Here is an 18,804-nt window from a genome sequence, read left to right as displayed (position 1 = left end):
AGATGTGTATAAGAGACAGATGGGGGAGATGGGGGAGATGGGGGAGATAGAGACGATACTTTTGCTCCCTCACCACCCTTATCCTCCTCACCACCCTCACCACCCTCACCTCTCCTCCGGCTAGACAACCTGAAAAAGCACTACACCTTAGAGCAGAACCTATTAACGCGGCTGTTCTCTGACGGGGGGCAGACGATTCGGGCAGTGGATGAGATTGACCTGGAGCTGTATCCCGGTGAAACGTTGGGATTGGTGGGGGAGTCGGGTTGTGGGAAGAGTACGTTATCCCGCACAATTTTGCAGTTGATTCGACCGTCGGCGGGTCGGGTGGAGTTTTTGGGACGTGATCTGACTCGGTTATCCCGCCAGGAGATCCAGCAACAACGGCGGCAGATGCAAATGGTGTTTCAAGATCCTCGGGCTTGCTTGAATCCGATGATGACCGTGGGAGAAAGTATTGCGGATCCACTTCTGATTCATCGATTGGCAACTTCAGCCCAGGCGAAAGTCCAGGTGTTGGCAATGCTAGAGCGGGTTGGATTGCTGCCCGCAGAGGATTACTATCGTCGCTACCCGTCGGAGCTATCAGGTGGACAGCAGCAACGGGTGGCGATCGCCCGCGCCTTGATTACCCATCCGAAACTGGTGATTTGCGATGAGCCGGTCAGTATGCTGGATGCCACGGTACAAACCCAGGTTTTAAATTTGATGAGAGAATTAAAACAGGAGTTTGAACTAACCTATCTATTTATTACCCATGATTTGTGGGTAGCGCGGTTTTTCTGCGATCGCATTGCGGTGATGAATGCGGGCAAAATTGTGGAATTGGGTAACACAGAGGATATCTTTACCCACCCTCGCCATCCCTATACGCAAACATTGCTGCAAGCGGCTCCCTTACTGGCACGACAATAATCTACCTGGATGGGGTATATCGGAATTTCGGTGGAAAGACCGACAATAGTAGATATGCTATGGGATAATCGCTCAGATCTCAGATGACTCTCTCTCAACCAGCAGAACGAATTGCGGTGGCGATCGAAGCAAAAACTACCAGGGTGTTTATCAGCTACCGTAGCCAGGAGCCAGACCAGAGTTTAGCTCAACAGTTGCATGATGCTTTAGTCACGGCTGGGTATGCGGCATTTATGGCGGGTGAAAGTATCCACATGGGCGAAAAGTGGGTACAGCGGATTGATCAAGAGTTACAGGAGTGTGATTATTTCCTGTTGCTGCTGTCACCGCAGGCGGCGATTAGCGAAATGGTGATGGAAGAGGTACGGCGAGCCAAGCAACTTCAGGACAGTCGCCCGAACCATACGCCGATGATTCTCCCCATTCGAGTCAATTTTCCCCTAGATTCGCCATTAAGCTACAACCTGCGGGGCTACCTGCACCAGATTCAACAACGGGAATGGAAGTCGTTTGAAGATACCCCCAGGATTTTGGGAGAAATTCTAGGGGTGATCGAAAACCAGCAACCCGTCAGGCATGTGGTAGAGGACTTAGAGACTCCAGCTGCCCTATCCTATCCCCTCTTCTCAACTTCTTTACCGTTGCCAGTAGCGGAACCGGAGTTGCCAGAAGGGCAGGTGGATCTCGCCTCCGCGTTTTATGTAGAGCGCCCCCCGATCGAGGAACGCTGCTATGAAGCGATCGTCAAACCGGGTGCCCTGATTCGGATTAAAGCTCCCCGACAAATGGGGAAAACCTCGTTGATGGCGCGGGTGATGCATTATGCCGGACAACAGGGATATCGAACGGTACCGTTGACCTTTCAAATTGCTGATGCGGCGATCTTTAGCGATCTGGATAGGTTTCTCAAATGGTTCTGTGCCAGCATTACGCGGCGGTTGCGTTTACCGAATCGGTTAGCGGAGTTTTGGGATGAAATTTTCGGTAGTAAAGATAATTGTACGGCTTACTTTGAGGAATATCTGCTCCCAGAAATCAGCGATCCCCTGGTGCTATGTCTGGATGAAGTGGATATGGTGTTTAACCATGCCGAACTGGCGGCTGATTTTTTCGGCTTATTACGGGCATGGCATGAATCCGCGAAAAATAGTGACCTGTGGAAGCAACTGCGGCTGATCGTGGTGCATTCGACGGAAGTATATATTCCGATGAATGTGAACCAATCGCCATTTAATGTGGGATTGCCGATCGAACTCCCTGAGTTCACGCCTGACCAAATCAAACATTTGGCATATCGCCACGGCTTAGGCTGGACGACGGCGGCTGTCGAGCAGTTAATGGCAATGGTCGGCGGACATCCTTACTTAGTCCGGACAGCCCTCTATCATATTGCTCGCCGCGATTTAACTCTAGAGGAATTGCTGGAAACGGCTCCTACCGATGCGGGGCTGTATGGCGATCATCTGCGACGACATTTGTGGAATCTGGAGCGCCACTCCGAAATGGCATTTGCCGTTAAGCGATTGGTCACTGCCAAAACCCCAGTGCGATTGGATTCGGTGCAGGCATTCCAGCTTTATAGTATGGGATTGGTGCATTTGCAGGGCAATGATGTCACCTTCCGCTGCAACCTGTATCGCCACTATTTTCGCGATCGCTTGGCGGCAAGCTGGCTCCCGTTTCTGCCCACCTGTAATCTCAAGGAAGAGAATATTCTGGCGGCGATCGTGTTTACAGATGTGGTCAATTCCACCTCGCGGATGGCAGCCGACCAGACCCATACCCTGGAACTCGTGAATCGTGACTTTCAATGCATGATTGATTTGTGTCAGGAGTTTGAGGGACTGGTACTGAAATCCACTGGGGATGGACTGTTGATGTATTTTGCCAGTGCCGTGAAAGCCGTTGCCTGTGCCTTAGAAATTCAACGATCGCTGACAACGAATGCGATCGGTTTGCCCCCGGATGATGTGCTGGTGCATCGGATTGGGGTGCATTTAGGGGAGGTAATGTTTAGTGGTACGGATGTCATGGGTGTGGGAGTCAACATTGCGGCGCGACTTCAGACCCGAGCAGAACCCGGTAAAGTGTGTATTTCCCAGACTGTTTATGATGTAATCAAAAACCATTTATCGTTACAGGTAACGAGTTTGGGTAACTGCCAGTTAAAAGGCATTACCGAATCGATGCTGCTCTATCAAGTAGCCCCATGAACACGTCACTTCAGACTGGTTATGAGTATCAGGTTGGCGGTAGCTTACCCGTTGATGCGCTTACCTATGTCATGCGGCAGGCGGATATTGACCTGTATGACGGCTTAACTGCCGGAGCCTTTTGTTATGTCTTGAACTCCCGGCAAATGGGCAAATCTAGCCTGCGAGTTCGGACGATGCAACGGTTGCAGGCAGATGGAGTTGCCTGTGCCGCGATCGACCTGACCAAAATTGGTAGCCAGAATATTACCGCAGACCAGTGGTATGCCGGAATTGCGCGGGGTTTGATCAATGGTTTTGCCCTGACCGAAGTAATTAATCTCCGAACCTGGTGGCGCGATCGCGATTATCTGTCGCCAGTGCAACGCTTGAGCGAGTTGCTGGAAACGGTGGTGTTAGCCCACCTGTCATCCGCGATCGTCATTTTTATTGATGAGATTGATAGTATTCTCAGCCTCAATTTCTCGACCGATGATTTTTTTGCCCTGATTCGTGACTGTTATAACGATCGGGCGGATAAACCACACTACCAGCGACTCACCTTTGCTCTGTTGGGGGTTGCCACACCCTCTGATCTAATTCAGGACAAAAGCCGGACTCCTTTTAATATCGGACAAGCGATTCACCTGGCAGGCTTTCAACCGCCGGAGGCTCAACCTCTACTGGTGGGATTAGCGGCTAAGTCCAGTGATCCCCAAGCGTTACTCCACGAAATTCTGCGCTGGACGGGAGGACAACCTTTCCTGACCCAAAAGCTTTGTAAATTGGTACACTCTGCACCTGGTTTTGTTGAGGCGGGAACGGAAGTCGTCTGGCTACAAAATTTAGTCATTGCCCGTATTGTCAATAATTGGGAAGCTCAAGATGAGCCCGAACATTTGCGGACGATTCGCGATCGCTTGTTGCGAGACGAACGGCAGCGATCGCGCTTATTAGGGTTATATCAACAACTGCTGCAAACGACTCAATTACCGATCGATAACAGCCGGGAACACATGGAACTACGGCTATCGGGGTTGATTGTTGAACGCCAAGGCTTATTACGAGTCAGTAATCCGATTTATCAAGCCGTGTTCAATCTGGGTTGGGTAGAAGCTGAACTAGCTGCCCTCCGTCCCTATGCAGAAGCGTTTGCGGCATGGATGGCTTCTGACTGTCAGGATGAGTCCCGGCTCCTGCAAGGGCAGGCGTTACAGGATGCTTTGAAATGGTCGGCTTACAAAAGTTTGAGTGATTGGGACTACCAATATTTACGTGCCAGCCAGGAGTTAGATAAACGACAGGTGCAACTGGCATTAGAAACCCAACAACAAGCGAATCAAATTTTGGCAGCAGCCCAACGTCAAGCCAAACGCACGATTCGTAAGGGATTCGCTGGATTGGTCGTAATGTCGATCGCCGCGATCGCCATCATCGTCTGGGCAAATATCGTCACCAAGGCCGCCCAGGAAGGGCTGAAGCTAGAGCAAGCAGGTGTGAATGCTTTACGCCAGTTTATTTCTGATCCTGTAACAGCTCAAACTCAAGAAATTGAAGCGCTACTTGCCGGAATGAGAGCAGGGCGAGAATTACAGGCAAATCAAAATCGGTTCTCATCTCGGCAACGTTCTCTCACTACAATTCCCTGGTTAGCGCTGAACATTATGTTGGACAAGATCTATGAACAGAATCAGTTCATTGGTCATCAGGGAAAAATTTATAGTGTTAGCCTCAGTCCGGATGGCAAAAGCCTTGCCACTATTTCAGAAGATGGCACAGTGCGGTTATGGAGTTTATCGGGTCAACTGCTGAAACAGTTCCCGATCAAGATCGATCGGGCAGCCAAAATGACCATGAGTATTAGTTTTAGTCCCGATGGTCAATATTTGGCAACGGCTTCAGAGTATGGGATTGCCCGATTGTGGGATTTGACTGGACAAGAACGAGCCCAATTCAAAGGGCATCAGGGGCAGGTCTGGTCAGTCAGTTTTAGTCCGAATGGACAACGATTGGTCACGGGGGGGGCAGATGGGATCGCCCGGATCTGGGATCTGACGGGGAAGGAATTGGGGCAGTTACGTGGTCATCGTCAGGATATTTGGGCAGCCAAATTTAGTCCGGATGGTCAACAAATTGCCACCGCGAGCCAAGATGATACCGCCCGCCTCTGGAATCTATCTGGGCAGCAATTGGTGCAATTTCAAGGGCATCAAGGTGGAGTGTTTAGCCTGAGCTTTAGTCCTGATGGTCAACAATTAGCAACCACTGGGGCAGATAAAACCGTGCGAATTTGGAGTGTATCTGGGCAAGCATTGGCACAGTGGCGAGGTAGCCGAGATCTAATTTTCAGTGTAAGTTTTAGCCCAAATGGACAGTTTTTGGCAACGGCTGGAGCCGATAACACCATTCGGATTTGGGATTTATCGGGTGAACAGTTAGCTCAACTGAGAGGACATCAGAACTGGGTGTATAGCATCAGTTTTGCCCCCGATCGCCTGCATCTGCTTTCTGGGAGTTGGGATACAACGGTACGGCTCTGGAACCTGTCAAATTTACAAGGAACTTCTCGCCAGCAAGTTGTTCAACTGAATGCCAGTCGCCGCGATGTTTGGAGCGTTAGCTTTAGTCCCGATGGTCAGATGATTGCAGCCGCGGGTGAAGATGGCATTGCTCGTCTCTGGCAGGCTTCGGGTCGGCAGTTAGCAGCATTGAAGGGACATGTGCAAGGCATCAATAGCATTAAATTCAGTTCAGATGGACAATGGCTAGCCACAGCAGGTCAGGATGGTACGATTCGGCTCTGGGATACGATGGGTCGATCGCGAACAAAATTCAGTGGGCATCAGGGAGCCATCTATGGTTTGAGTTTCAGTCCGACTAAACCCCTAATTGCCAGTACGGGAAACGACGGTACTGTTCGGCTTTGGGCAATATCAGGAGAACAATTAGCTCAGTGGAATGTTAGTCAAAAACCAGTTTATAGTGTGAACTTCAGTCCTGATGGAGAGCGGTTAATTACAGCCGGAGCCGATGGCATGACTCGTCTCTGGAATTTATCTGGTCAGCAGGTGCTTGAACTTTCTGGGCATCAAGGGAGTGTTTTAGATGCTATGTTTAGTCCCCAGGGTAGTCAAATTGCTACTGTAGGTACTGATAGTACAGTCAGACTATGGGATTTATCAGGACAGCCGTTAAACAGATTTAATACTGGAGGCGGAACTTTAGATGTTAGCTTTAGCCCGGATGGGGAGAGTATTGCAATTGCCCAACAGGATGGCACTGTGCAAGTATGGTTAGTAGTGGCTGGTCAGCCGATCGCGTCATTTCGCGGATTTCAAGGTCGGGTGTATAGTGTTAGCTTTAGTCCAGATGGACAATATCTGGTAGCTGCCGGAAAAGATGGTACGGTACGGCTGTGGCGAATTGAGCAACTCGATGCTTTGTTAGATCGTGGCTGTACCTGGCTAAAAGACTATCTTGCTCTTCACCCCCAAGAGGCAAGTATCTGCTCCAAGTCTTCGCTAACCGACCTTTGATTTAGAGCTTCCGGAGCAGACAGAACCTCAGTGAAAAATTAACTAAGCCTGGTCTATGTCCTACTGTTGATCTACACTTTTGGTTTGGCAGTAAAATAGTAGGTAGGTAGACCTGTTAAATCACTTCTCCTCTAACATCAATTCTGGAGGGAAGGAAGGGGAAACCAATGAACAAACTTGCACTCGTTCTTGTACTCATTGCCTTTAATGGCACTCCTGCTTTTGCGGCTAGCTTGCCCAGTGTAAGCAAAGTTGGGCGTGAAGCGGAAATGCCTTACAAGGGGAATTGTGGGCAGGCGGAACTGATCTCCAACAGAACTACCCCGCTACATTCTATTGTTGACTTTGCTGACCCGCCTGAACCACCCACGCGAGGAGGCAGCGATCCTGGCTTTAAGGAAATTTCCGGTTAGTGGAACTGGCTTTAGAATGTATACACCATCCGGATTGCCCATTCCCAAATGGCGTTAGCCCGATCGTTGTCTGGATTGGTCACAACCATTAGGCGGGGGCTGAAGCTAATATTGTCATTAATTAAAAAGCTATAGTATGCCTCAATGTTGGTTTGAGTAGCATCCCCCAGATCACTGTCAATAAAGGGTTGCCCGGCAGCGATGCCCACGGTAGATCCGGGAATGACTAAATTACGCACCGTCATACCGATCGCCCAGGTTTTGGGAGTTAAGTCCAGGTCGCGATCGAGGATGTCATTAAAGCCGTGATAGCCAGCCATCCCTAGCCGACCAAAGATAGCAAATTGGCGATTTAATGCCCATTCTGCATTCAACCCACCGGCGGAAATCTGAGTGCCGTTGATCTTGGCGGCGGTATATTGCAGGCGCAGGACGAGATCCCTAGTGAACGCATATTCCAGTTCGGCACTGCCCTGATACTTATCCGCAAAGAACCCTTGTTCGGGATCGGCGGCATCGGCGGCGACATATAATGCCCGGACGGTCAGGGGAGGACTGGGCTGCCAGGTAACTACAACGCCAGCCCCACCCGGACGATCGACCTGATTTTGCACAATGAACGGATTGTTAGCAAAAAAACTAGAGGCAAAATTGGTCGCTGAGTCATTGGCAAAGCGGTTGTAGTCAATAAAGTCTCTGGGAGACAACCGTGCTCCTACGGTTAAATTTAGATTTGTGCCCACCGGGAAACTATAGTAAAGCTTCCGAAGCTGAGCTTGGGGGCTAACCGCCACATAATCTAAGCCACCGCCATCTGCCAGGAGTCCTTCTGTTCCGAGCCGATTCTGGCGACGATCGTGAGCCAGACTAATCGCATCCCCGCCATTGTTCCCTGCTTCTAGCTGCGTATGCAGTAAATCCTGCCCCGTGAAACTGGTAAGCCAGTTGAGGCGAGTTCGCAGGACGATCGTTCCTGCTGCTCCACTGCCATTGGTCAGTACCCCCACTGTTTGACTCGATAACTTTGTGGTGGTAGAAAACTGCTGCTGCTCCAGTTGGGCGAGTTGCTGATTCAGCCGATCGCCTCGTTGCTGGAGATCCGTCGCGATCGCCCCATAGGCTAGCTGTAACTGTTCCAGAATCAGCAGATCTTCCTGTAATTGTTCCTGATCTAAACCCGCCCGCTCCCTTAATAGAGCCAACGCTTGACTCACGGCAGCCGCAAACTCCTCCCGCGTCAAGGCGCGATTTCCTTGAAAGCTGCCATCCGGGAGCCCGACCAGCAACCCATAGCGTTCTACGAGCGATCGTAAGCTTTGGTATGCCCAATCGGTAGGGGACACATCCTGACTAAGTGCTTCCAAGGTTTGCATCTGTGCCATCGGGTCATCGTCGTCGAAGGGCTCCAAGCAGGTTAAGGGATCGGCGCAGGTGTTGAGCCCGTTGCCACTGGCTTGGGCGACTGGTGATCCAGGCAGAGATGGAACTGCCGCCGCCACGACCTCTCCTTGCCAGCCCAATCCAATCCAACTGATTCCCAGGTAGCTGATCCCTCCGATCAGCCAATTTTGTCTTTTCATGCCATCGCTCCTCGTAACCACACACACAAACCTTCAGCCACCTGACGATGGATAGCCAAGCCCAACCCTGATAGGACTGGCATCTTAGTCTCAACCGGATGCATGAACCGGGTGGTTTAGCCTTTCAGCTTGACGGACAGGGAACTGCCAACCGAGCCTAATTCCTCAAATCTTTTATCAAAACAATATGTATTTACGCCAAATCTTTATCCAATCAAAATAGAAGGCATGAAAAGAGGGCTGTAGTTAAAGGGAATTATCAGGCAGTGCAATGATAGCAAGCTGTCCTCAGTTTGAGGGCATTCTAGATTTAGCCAAACCCCGTGACATTTACCCATAAATCTGAGTAACATCATGGCGTAAACTATATCGACGTAACGAGTAGTATCAGACTATTTAAATTCTTTATAGATAGATATTTAGCTGGTTCTACAGAGTATTCAGGTCATGATTTGGTTTATCCGCATGTTGCGGTTGATTATCTAGCCCACCTACATGAAGTCGAGCTTGATACTGTGGTTGAGTCAAACGATAACACCTGTCAGGTAACGATCGCGGATCATACTTGTCGCATCCACTTACCTCCGGCGTTTACGGTGGTTCAAGCGGTTTCCTTCAAACAACAGTTTCAGCAAGTTTGCCAGGATCACCCTGAACTAAAGCGGGTGATTTTAGACTTTGGGCAGACAAAGTTCATGGATAGTAGCGGAATGGGGGCGCTAGTTGCCAGTCGCAAACTGACCCAAAAACAGCAGTTGGAACTGATTTTGCAAAATGTGCCACCCCAGGTAATGACTGCCCTATCACTGGCGGCGCTCGATAAGATGTTTGTGATCGAGCAACGATCGGAAGCGCCAATGAAAGCACCCACAACTCAGGGTACAGCGCAACCTGCGGCGGTGACATCCATTAAATCGGCTCAGTTGTTGACCAACCCGTTACCCGGACGATCGATGCCGAAGCGGTTGATGAATATTGTTAAACCGGGTCAGCCGTTTGTCACCCATCCGTCGGTTAAATCGCTACCGAAACGGTTAATTGATATTGCCGGATCGATCGTGGGGTTGGGGATTACCGCGATCGTATTGATCCCGATTGCCGTAGCGATTAAACTGGATAGCCCTGGACCGATCTTTTTTGGACAAGTTCGCTGTTCTTCTATGGGTAAGCGGTTCCGCATGTGGAAGTTTCGCTCGATGGTGACGGATGCCGAGAAGAAAAAGCATTTGGTGAAAAATCAGGCGAGTGGGGCAATTTTTAAGAATGCCAATGATCCCCGGGTGACTAGGGTAGGGCGAATCCTGCGGAAAACCAGTTTGGATGAACTGCCGCAATTCTGGAATGTGCTGAAAGGTGAAATGAGCCTGGTAGGCACCCGTCCACCTACCCCAGATGAGGTCGAGCGGTACGAAATTCCGCAGTGGCAACGGTTGGATATTAAACCGGGTATGACGGGCGAGTGGCAGGTGAACGGTCGATCGTCGGTATTAGATTTTGAGGATATTGTCCGGTTGGATTTGAAATATCAGGAAAACTGGAGCTTGATGTATGACTTCAAGCTGATCCTCAAAACAATTTGGGTGATCTTCAATAAAGATTCTGGAGCCGTCTAAACCGCATCATGAACCTGTGGCATTAAAACGTGGCATTGATCACGGTTAGTTGCTCTGGCTCTGGTTCAATTTGGTAGGGCATCAGGTGCACGTCCTGCGCGACTGCCAGTTGGTTGACCACAAACCAGCTTTCACCGGGGCGAATACCTCCCCCAATCGGGCATTGAGGATGCTGTACCAATGGGGTGATGACGTTGCAAGTTATGGTCAATGTGTCACCTAAATCCGCCGCTCGCACCGTAGAGTTGTCTTCTACCAGATCACTTTTACGGCTGGGCATGGGTTCTGCTGCGATCGAGCGATCGCTGGCAATCCCATTCAGGCTAACGGCAAGCATCGTACTGAGGCAGAACACGGTGCTGAAGCGGACGGAGCAGAATCGTGGCGACCAGTTTCGGGATAACACAGGGCTAACCATAGGACATCACTCCTGATCTCGTGCAGTTCAAGGCAATACTGGCTTCCTACTCTATTTTACCGTAGGCAATTGCGTCAAAAAATCTGTATCAAAGGCTACAGTTTGTATCGTTTTATTGCTGTGGGGATCAATCCGCCACTAGTTTTTTCAGGCTGGGGAATGATGGAAGTAGGACAAACATTTGTTGCTATTGCTAAAGTTTTTGTCCGGTAAATAGGTAGAAATTCATATTGAGAAGGTGCCCTATATGGCAGGTTCACTCTTATCGGATGCCGGTCAACGGCTGGAACAAGCCCTGAAATACACCACAGTTTCAGAAGATGCGATCGAGTCTCTAAAGTATCCGCAAACTAGCCTGAGTGTGTCGATTCCCGTCCGGATGGACGATGGTTCATTGAAAGTATTCCAGGGCTACCGGGTGCGGTATGATGACACGCGCGGTCCGGGTAAGGGTGGGGTGCGCTACCATCCCAATGTGAACATGGATGAGGTGCAATCCTTAGCGTTCTGGATGACCTTTAAGTGTGCGGCACTAAACCTACCCTATGGGGGAGCCAAGGGCGGGATTACAGTCAATCCGAAGTCCCTCTCCCGCATGGAATTAGAGCGGTTGAGTCGGGGCTATATTGACGCGATCGCGGATTTTATTGGGCCGGATGTCGATATTCTGGCACCAGATGTTTACACCAACTCCATGATTATGGGGTGGATGATGGATCAGTACAGCATCATCAAACGCTATTACTGTCCGGCAGTGGTGACTGGCAAACCGATCGGGGTGGGCGGTAGCCTGGGACGGGAAACGGCAACAGCTATGGGAGCGTATTTTGTCGTTCAGTCGATGATGCCCAAGTTCGATCGGGTGCCGCAGGAGACTACCGTAGCCATTCAAGGGTTTGGTAATGCGGGTGGCTATCTGGCGGATCTCCTGTTTCAGGCTGGGTATAAAGTTGTGGCAGTCAGCGATTCCCAGGGTGGGGTCTATGCAAAATCGGGTTTGGATATTCCCAGCATTCGGCAGTTTAAAAACTCCACGCGGGGAATTAAAGCCATGTATTGCGATGGTAGTGTCTGCAATTTAGCGGAAGGTCACGAGTTAATCACGAACGAGGACTTGTTGGAATTAGATGTGGATATTCTCGTTCCCGCCGCCTTAGAAAATCAGATTACGGACGCGAACGCCGATCGCATCAAAGCCCGCATCATCTTTGAAGTAGCGAATGGCCCGACAACGTCAGCCGCCGACCAGATCCTGGATCAAAAGGGCATTTATGTCTTTCCGGATATTTTGGTCAATGCGGGTGGGGTGACAGTCAGCTACTTCGAGTGGGTACAAAACCGTAGTGGCTTGTACTGGTCCCTGGGAGAGGTCAACCAAAAGCTGCAAGTCCGGATGGTCGAGGAGGCGGAATGCATCTGGTCGATCGCGCAGGATCTGTCGATTCCCCTGCGGACGGCTGCCTATGTTCATGCGATTAACCGCCTGGGAGAAGCCATCAGTGCAAAGGGTACTCGCGACTATTACATTAATGGTCACCATTAAATGATTAGCGATTTTCGTAGGGTGCGTTACGGCTTCATGACCACCCTACTTGATTAAATTCGCGATCGTCAGTTACCAGGTTGGATCAGAGAATAGGTTGATCGTGAGGTGCTCTCGATCGGCCGGAACGGTGCTAATGCAACTACAGATCGTTTCGCCATCCTCTAATTCCACCTCGCAGGCATGGCAGGAACCCATCAAACATCCGGTCGGGATCGAAATTCCGGCGCGGGCAGCGACCTCTAGTAGCGGTTCTCCCGGTTGGGCAGCGATCGTCACATCATCGGGCAAGAAGTGAATGCAAACATTCATGGCAGGATTCTAAAAAATGTCTAAACGTCGTCGGATTTTCTGGAGTTAACCCTTACTGTAGAGGTCAAGGACAAACGGGTACGTTGCACCGAAAGGGTTAGGGATATTTCTATAGGGTGTTTGATGATGCCCTATAGAATTTTTGTTTTAAAGCCTGGAAGTTAAATTAACCCCAGAGGAACGATCGCCAGAGCATCTCAGAACAACTGGATCTACTTCCGGCTCTCCCTCATCTTTCCCATCTCCCTGACCTCCTCACCCTTCCCACTCCTCATTCATTGACTGACCTCAATTCGTTAGCTCTGCTCTGGCAAAAATGGAGTCAAATCCAGGTGAGGTTCGATCTCGCTAGCCAGATTGTCTAAACTAAGTTCCCGTTGTTCGCGGTAGTTCGCCACTCCGGTTGGGAGGGATTTCAGCCCTCGTTGTTGCCGTAAGCGATTTAACCAGGCACGCCGCCAGGGCCCATTATCAAAAATGCCGTGTAGGTAAGTCCCCCAGACGGATTTCGTCTCATCTACCATACCTAAATTGGGGTCATCAAATAACGCATGGGTGACTTCAGTCGCATCTTCCATCATCCGGGTTCTGCCCTGGTGAATCTCATAGCCGGTTACAGGTAAACCTTCCTGGGGAAAATTAGAACTGACGAGCCGTTGACGGGCGATTTTCTGTCCGGCAATCACTGTTTTTAACGGTAATAGCCCTAAGCCCTTGTAGCGTCCTTCCTGCCCTTCAATGCCTTCAGGATCAGCCAGGATTTTGCCCAGCATTTGGAACCCACCACAGATCCCCAGGACTGTTCCTCCGGCAGCGACATAGTTCTGAATTTCTTCTGCCATGCCCGTTTTATGCAGCACGATCAGATCAGCGATCGTGGTTTTGGAGCCAGGAATAATCACCGCGTCCGGGTAGCCCAGGGATTGTTTGGGACTGATGTATTTGAGGGAAACCGAGGGTTCGGCTTCTAGGGGATCAAAATCTGTGAAGTTAGAAATCCGGGGTAACCGCACGACGGCAATATTAATATCGCCATTGGATGCAGTATTGTGACGATCGAACAGGCTTAAGGAATCCTCCGCCGGAAAGGCTTGATCTAACCAGGGAATCACACCCACGACGGGAATGCCAGTCCGTTGTTCCAACCAATCAATGCCCGACTGCAACAGCGATCGCTGCCCCCGGAATTTGTTGATCACCACCCCCCGAATTAAAGCCCGTTCTTCGGGTTCTAACAATTCCAGTGTTCCGATCACATGGGCAAATGCGCCACCGCGATCGATATCCACAACCAGAATTGTGGGAGCGTTCAAATATTTCGCCACCCGCATATTGGTTAAATCGCGGTGCTTCAGGTTAATTTCGGCGGGACTGCCTGCTCCCTCACAGATCAGCAGGTCATACTCTTCGCCTAACCGATGCAGCGATTCTTCGATCGCCTGCCATCCTGGCTCGAAAAATTGTTCATAGTAATCCGCTGCCCCCACCCGACCGACCGCCCTGCCTTTGAGGATTACTTGAGAGGTCATGTCGCCTTGAGGCTTGAGCAAGATCGGATTCATCTCTACGGCTGGCACAACTCCTGCCGCCCACGCCTGCACTGCCTGAGCATGACCGATTTCCCCACCACTAGAGGTGACATAGGCATTCAATGCCATATTCTGCCCTTTGAATGGGGCAACACGCCAACCCCGCCGACTCAGAATTCGGCAGATAGCGGTAACAATTAGTGATTTGCCTGCATGGGATGTTGTTCCCACAACCATAATGGCTTTCATGCAAAACTCCCAAGCGGTGAAGGACACAGAATCCAGAATTCAGTGATTCTGAATCTTCTAGCCTTTATATACTCAGCCGTAACCAGCGATTCAGTGCATTATAAAGGCGATCGCGCCAAGACGGAGCGTGATCCCGCCCTGGCTCCCGTTGCCATTGTTCAGCTAATTGCCGACCTAGCGGTGTGACACGGAAACTATCCGTTAATCCCTGACCATCGACTTCCCGCCGGAGTAACCCGACTTGAATCAACCACATGAGTTCTTGCTCAACGGCGAGTTCGGACAAGGGTTTGGTGGTGTATTGACCGTCCGTTCCTCCTGTTTGGGCGATCGCTTGTAGTGCCACACTCTGCTGAATCATGGTGGTAAATAGCTGGAGCCGAAACGGAGCGCACCGCATTGCCCGTTCTGCCCGGGTGATGGTTCGGTCAGGATATTGCATCGATTGCCGAGGGGTAGGAGTAACGGTCATGGCAAAGTTACGGTGTCGTGGCGAGAAATAGTTTGGCAACAGTTCAGATTAACAATCTTTATCTTAGGCAAAATTGTGAGACACACGCTATAGCCTAGCGAATTCGGCGGCGACGTTCCTCATTTTTGCGATCGCGCCAAAACCATTCGCGATCGGGCAGGGGTTGTACCGTTTGTAACCGTTGAATTGCCCATTGATTGTATTGGGGAGAGAGGTCACATCCTAGCCATTTTCTCCCGAGTTGCTCGGCGACGACTAACGTGGTTCCCGATCCGGAAAATGGGTCAACAATTAAATCGTCGCGATCGGACGAAGCTAACACAAATTTACGGATTAATTCCTCTGGCTTTTGGGTGGGATGGGCTGTCTTTTCTCGCATCCCATTACATAGGGTGGGGATCTCAATCACATCCTTGGGTTTGGCACCTTGAGGATTTGGAGTCCAGCGTTTTTCGGCTTCTCCTTGGCTGTACTGACTGGTGATTGCCTGGGGATGAACGGGATATTTCAGCGTATGGTTGCCGTAGGGAATCCGAATATTTTCAATATTCATCTTGGCGCGATTCGTTTTCCGTAACAGCAAAATCGCTTCATGGGAACGTCCCCAATCATTACCCAAATTGGCTTTGTTTTTGTAGTACCAAACTAACCAGCGACAGCGATCGAAATACTGCGAGGATGGATGTTTTAGATCCGCCAAAATCTCGGAAAATCCCATGACATAAAGCGATCCAGTTGGCTTGAGAATGCGAGCGGCTTCTTTAATCCATTGGATTGACCAGTCAATATAAGCCTGTTGCGATGCAAATGTATCCCATTCCGCTTTACTCAAGTTGTAGGGAGGATCGGCAATGATTAAATCTACGGACTCTGTCTGAAGAGTGAGTAACCACTCTAAGGCATTGCCACAAAATAGAGTGCCATTGCGATGTTGATAGGCAATTGTGAGGGAACAATTCACGTTTGCTAGGCAGCCAAACTTCTAGAGCATTCAGTGGCTAAATTTATTTGATTACGCCAAATCTAGGGGTAGATGTATCTTACACTACTATTAATACACTACTGATAACCCTGGAGATTCACAATCTTAAGTTGAAATATCTCCAGGTTTTCAGAAAACCGCCGCAAATGTTGCATTCAGCCCTTGATTGATCCAAAATATGCCCCTTCAGTACGGTATACGGAAGAGATAGGTTTCTGATAGATTGGGAATAATCTGGGGCAATTTATAAACATGTGCAACTGAGCGATCCCCTAGTAAGGTAATGATCTCGATCGCGAATATCGAGATGTCCAGATCGACCACAATCGCACCCTATTCTCCTTACTTAAAAGCCGTACTGCCAATACGTCTGATGCGGAGAGTAGGTTGATTTGTTGGCAGATGAATCACCTTACTAGGTTTCGCTCAATTGGGCAGTTTCAAGATTGCCCGCTGCTTTGGAATGGCAGAATTTCTGCACCATTGATGCAGGTCATTCACCTTGATGGGGTCGGCCACCCCTGTCGTTTACCTCACCATTAAATATGAAAACTCCAAGTTTGGTACACAGAATTGTTGCCAAAGTATCGCATCCTACCTGGATCGGTCTGGCGAGTCTTGCGATCGCAGCCTCCAGCCTCAGTGTTATAGCTGAATCGGCAACGGCACAGAACTGCAACTTTGATAACTATGAAGAGTGTATGGGCTACTATCGCCCAGTTAGCACCACGGGACGTGAAGGTGATGGGTTTGTCGAGACCTCTTCGGGGATTGGGTTAAATATTCGCTCGGGACCCGGACTGACTTACCCCGTGATTGGCGGTGCCAGTGATGGAGCCTTGCTGGAGCTAACCGATCAGCGAGTTGTTGCAGATGGGTATCGCTGGGGCAAACTGAGGAGTCCCGGTTGGGTCGCCACGGAATTTGTAGCTGGAACATTGGCAACCAGTTATCCGGGTGACTGTAATGTTGGGGATGGCACGTTTACCCGCCCTGTATACTACAGCAACTGTAATGAGGCTAATGTATCTACAAGGCTACCTGGAACCAACGGTGGCGTTGGCAATGTAGGCGGGACAGGCGGAACATCTACACCCGTACAAGCTCCCGCTTATATAGTGGTTGTTCCAGGTGATAGCCCCCAACTGCTCAGTCAGGTTCGCCGGGTTGTGGGGAGGGCGTTTCCGGATCGAGCACGACAAGGTGCTTTTATTAATGCAGGTGCCTACACGAACTATTACGAAGCTCGCGCTGTCTCCGATCGTCTCCGCGCCGCCCGGTTAGATGCTCGGGTTGCTTACCGCCGTCTAACTTAGGCATTCACCTATTCAGATGACTGGGGGTGATCCTACAGGATCGCCCCATTGATATGTGGGAAACAGGTTTGTCGCTAACTACATACCCGGTAGCTTGCCCTGGAGTAGTTCTGTGGTTTTGACGCAACTGGCGCAGGCACAGCCTGGGTTGATCAAGGGATGGTCAGCGGGTTGTGCCGGAATGACAGCCAGGTTCGAGTCAACCCTGATCGATTCAGCCTTTGTCACCTGGGGTAAATCAGCCACGGTTGCCGCCTGCATTGGAGCCGCCAGAAGTGAGAGGGATGCCAGGATCGCGGTACAGACTAGCAGGATTTGTTTGATCAGGTTCATGGTCACATTGCTCGAAATGCTGGGATATCTCTAGCGACTTACTATAGCTCGATCGTTGTTCCCCGTCATCCGATCAAATTCGAGGATTTCGGCAATCATCAATCCACCCGCTATTCTGAAAGGAGAACGGTTTGTATCGGAATAGAATTGTGCTCAACGATGGTTGGATCAGTCGAACAAATTGAACAGGATTTAGCGGCGATCGATAAGCTCATTGCCGAACTGGCGGAAGAGTTTCATCAAGCTTATTCCAGCTATCTTACAGTCTTGGGGCAGGCAGCGCGGCAGCAGCTCATTCTAGCCAGCTACCATGTTTGTACCCAGGGCTACCCCACCCAATTTTTAGATCTGTCGTTCAGCCAACGGCAGCAACTTCAGCAGCAGATTCGGCAGTTAGCCAACCAGCTTCAAGAAGATTTGCTGGCTCAACTGTATCCTCCAACGCCGATCGAACTCCTCGATACCCCTGAATCAGGAGAAGTTCTACCCAGTTCTACCAACCTTGATCCCTTAACCGAATTGCTAACGCCGACAGAAGCCCTTCCGGTTGAGCCAGAGCCAGAGCCACCAGTAGACCCCGAACCTAAAGCCCCGAGATCGCTAACTCCTACCGATCTAGCCCATTGGCGAGAAGCCTTAGAACAAAATATTGCCGAAGAATTACGCACCGTATCCCATGCCGTAAATCGCGTGTTACAGCAGGCAGGAATTTTACCGAAACAGTTGCCTGAGCCAGTGTTACAGGCAGCTAGCAAAGCGGAAATGTCTGATGTGGCTCCCCATTCCCCGAATTTACTCAATGTATTAATTGCCTCAGCGAATGATGCCGCGATCGAGGAAGACAGTGAGGAACCGCCATCTCCCTCAATGGTGCATATTGTGGCGATTCATTTACGCTTATCCGATATTGAGTTTGCCAATACTCCCGTGACGGCTGCCCGCACTCGGTTAAGAAATTTCTCTGGTCGTCTGAAAACGATTGGGCGAGAATATTACAAAAAGCAGCAGGAACGAGCGATCGCCCACGCTCAAGATGCCTGGCGTGCCAGTTGGTTTGAGGAATAGCAGATTGCCATGATGGACTGGAATCGCCTACAAAAAGCGCTTTCCAAGGAAGCAGAACATGGATTTAATGATCTGCAAGGTAATTACTATCGCTTTAGCGAATTTCTCAGCCTGACATTAAACCAACCGGCGGGAGACTTCTCCTTCGATCAGCAACGACGGCTACAGGACTTCGGTAGCCAATTTACGACCTACTCAGAACTCAGCTTCCACGAGCGGCAACACCTTGTGGCTGAAACCCGTCGCTACCTTCAGCAAATGCAACGGGTCTATGAAACCAAGCCGGAAGGCTCCCCACCGCCCCTATCCCCCTTACCCTGTCTCTTATACACATCT

At 50.2% G+C, this 18,804-nt stretch carries 15 protein-coding genes and 1 pseudogene; 9 read left to right on the top strand and 7 right to left on the bottom strand.

The window, feature by feature from the left end; all coding sequences use genetic code 11:
- Positions 1-204: 204 nt before the first annotated feature.
- The 4 genes from ACN4EK_RS30345 (at position 205) to ACN4EK_RS30330 (ending at position 7,056) form a co-directional block, all read left to right on the top strand.
- Entirely contained in the window at positions 205-915 is a 711-nt protein-coding gene (locus ACN4EK_RS30345) for an ATP-binding cassette domain-containing protein (RefSeq protein ID WP_431662179.1), read from the top strand.
- A gap of 83 nt (positions 916-998) precedes the next feature.
- The gene (locus ACN4EK_RS30340; protein ID WP_431662178.1) at positions 999-3,128 is read left to right on the top strand and encodes an AAA-like domain-containing protein; all 2,130 of its coding nucleotides are present in this window, start codon (positions 999-1,001) and stop codon (positions 3,126-3,128) included.
- Positions 3,125-6,643: a WD40 domain-containing protein gene (locus ACN4EK_RS30335; protein ID WP_431662177.1), complete on the top strand. Its 3,519-nt coding sequence runs from the start codon at positions 3,125-3,127 to the stop codon at positions 6,641-6,643. Before ACN4EK_RS30340 ends, ACN4EK_RS30335 begins: the two co-directional genes overlap by 4 nt.
- 167 nt (positions 6,644-6,810) lie before the next feature.
- Positions 6,811-7,056, top strand: coding sequence for a hypothetical protein (locus tag ACN4EK_RS30330; protein ID WP_431662176.1), 246 nt, complete (start codon positions 6,811-6,813; stop codon positions 7,054-7,056).
- 11 nt (positions 7,057-7,067) lie between these two features.
- On the opposite strand, the gene ACN4EK_RS30325 is transcribed toward ACN4EK_RS30330, so the two are convergent.
- Complete coding sequence (locus ACN4EK_RS30325) at positions 7,068-8,636, bottom strand: iron uptake porin (RefSeq protein ID WP_431662175.1); 1,569 nt, start codon at positions 8,634-8,636, stop codon at positions 7,068-7,070.
- A gap of 515 nt (positions 8,637-9,151) precedes the next feature.
- Here ACN4EK_RS30325 and ACN4EK_RS30320 point away from each other — a divergent pair.
- A complete protein-coding gene (locus ACN4EK_RS30320) occupies positions 9,152-10,249 on the top strand; it encodes a sugar transferase (protein ID WP_431662174.1) in 1,098 nt (365 codons plus the stop codon).
- Between the two features lie 22 nt (positions 10,250-10,271).
- On the opposite strand, the gene ACN4EK_RS30315 is transcribed toward ACN4EK_RS30320, so the two are convergent.
- Positions 10,272-10,667, bottom strand: coding sequence for a hypothetical protein (locus ACN4EK_RS30315; protein WP_431662173.1), 396 nt, complete (start codon positions 10,665-10,667; stop codon positions 10,272-10,274).
- Between the two features lie 247 nt (positions 10,668-10,914).
- Here ACN4EK_RS30315 and ACN4EK_RS30310 point away from each other — a divergent pair, with 247 nt between their 5' ends.
- Positions 10,915-12,210: a Glu/Leu/Phe/Val family dehydrogenase gene (locus ACN4EK_RS30310; RefSeq protein ID WP_431662172.1), complete on the top strand. Its 1,296-nt coding sequence runs from the start codon at positions 10,915-10,917 to the stop codon at positions 12,208-12,210.
- A gap of 72 nt (positions 12,211-12,282) precedes the next feature.
- Here ACN4EK_RS30310 and ACN4EK_RS30305 read toward each other — a convergent pair whose 3' ends face one another.
- From ACN4EK_RS30305 to ACN4EK_RS30290, 4 genes are all read right to left on the bottom strand, one after another.
- Complete coding sequence (locus tag ACN4EK_RS30305) at positions 12,283-12,522, bottom strand: 2Fe-2S iron-sulfur cluster-binding protein (protein ID WP_431662171.1); 240 nt, start codon at positions 12,520-12,522, stop codon at positions 12,283-12,285.
- A gap of 296 nt (positions 12,523-12,818) precedes the next feature.
- Positions 12,819-14,300 carry a cobyric acid synthase CobQ gene (gene cobQ, locus ACN4EK_RS30300; RefSeq protein ID WP_431662170.1) on the bottom strand — a complete coding sequence of 494 codons (1,482 nt, stop codon included), beginning with the start codon at positions 14,298-14,300 and terminating at the stop codon, positions 12,819-12,821.
- A 64-nt stretch (positions 14,301-14,364) separates the two neighbouring features.
- On the bottom strand, positions 14,365-14,772 hold the full coding sequence (locus ACN4EK_RS30295) for an Npun_F0494 family protein (protein ID WP_431662169.1): 408 nt from the start codon (positions 14,770-14,772) through the stop codon (positions 14,365-14,367).
- A 94-nt stretch (positions 14,773-14,866) separates the two neighbouring features.
- Entirely contained in the window at positions 14,867-15,733 is an 867-nt protein-coding gene (locus ACN4EK_RS30290; protein WP_431662168.1) for a DNA-methyltransferase, read from the bottom strand.
- Between the two features lie 566 nt (positions 15,734-16,299).
- On the opposite strand from ACN4EK_RS30290, the gene ACN4EK_RS30285 reads away from it, so the two are divergent.
- Entirely contained in the window at positions 16,300-17,070 is a 771-nt protein-coding gene (locus ACN4EK_RS30285; protein WP_431662167.1) for an SH3 domain-containing protein, read from the top strand.
- A gap of 78 nt (positions 17,071-17,148) precedes the next feature.
- On the opposite strand, the gene ACN4EK_RS30280 is transcribed toward ACN4EK_RS30285, so the two are convergent.
- A complete protein-coding gene (locus ACN4EK_RS30280; protein ID WP_431662166.1) occupies positions 17,149-17,403 on the bottom strand; it encodes a hypothetical protein in 255 nt (84 codons plus the stop codon).
- Positions 17,404-17,562: 159 nt separating this feature from the next.
- On the opposite strand from ACN4EK_RS30280, the gene ACN4EK_RS30275 reads away from it, so the two are divergent.
- Together ACN4EK_RS30275 and ACN4EK_RS30270 are read left to right on the top strand one after the other, a co-directional pair.
- Entirely contained in the window at positions 17,563-18,468 is a 906-nt protein-coding gene (locus tag ACN4EK_RS30275) for a hypothetical protein (protein ID WP_431662165.1), read from the top strand.
- A 9-nt stretch (positions 18,469-18,477) separates the two neighbouring features.
- Positions 18,478-18,804: pseudogene (locus ACN4EK_RS30270) on the top strand (ATP-dependent DNA helicase RecG); the annotation flags it as partial.

It is taken from the genome of Pantanalinema rosaneae CENA516 (assembly GCF_050753385.1).
GTDB lineage: Bacteria > Cyanobacteriota > Cyanobacteriia > Leptolyngbyales > Leptolyngbyaceae > Pantanalinema > Pantanalinema rosaneae.
The sequence above is the reverse complement of the archived record's forward strand: the minus strand, read 5'-3'. Positions and strand labels throughout refer to the sequence as shown.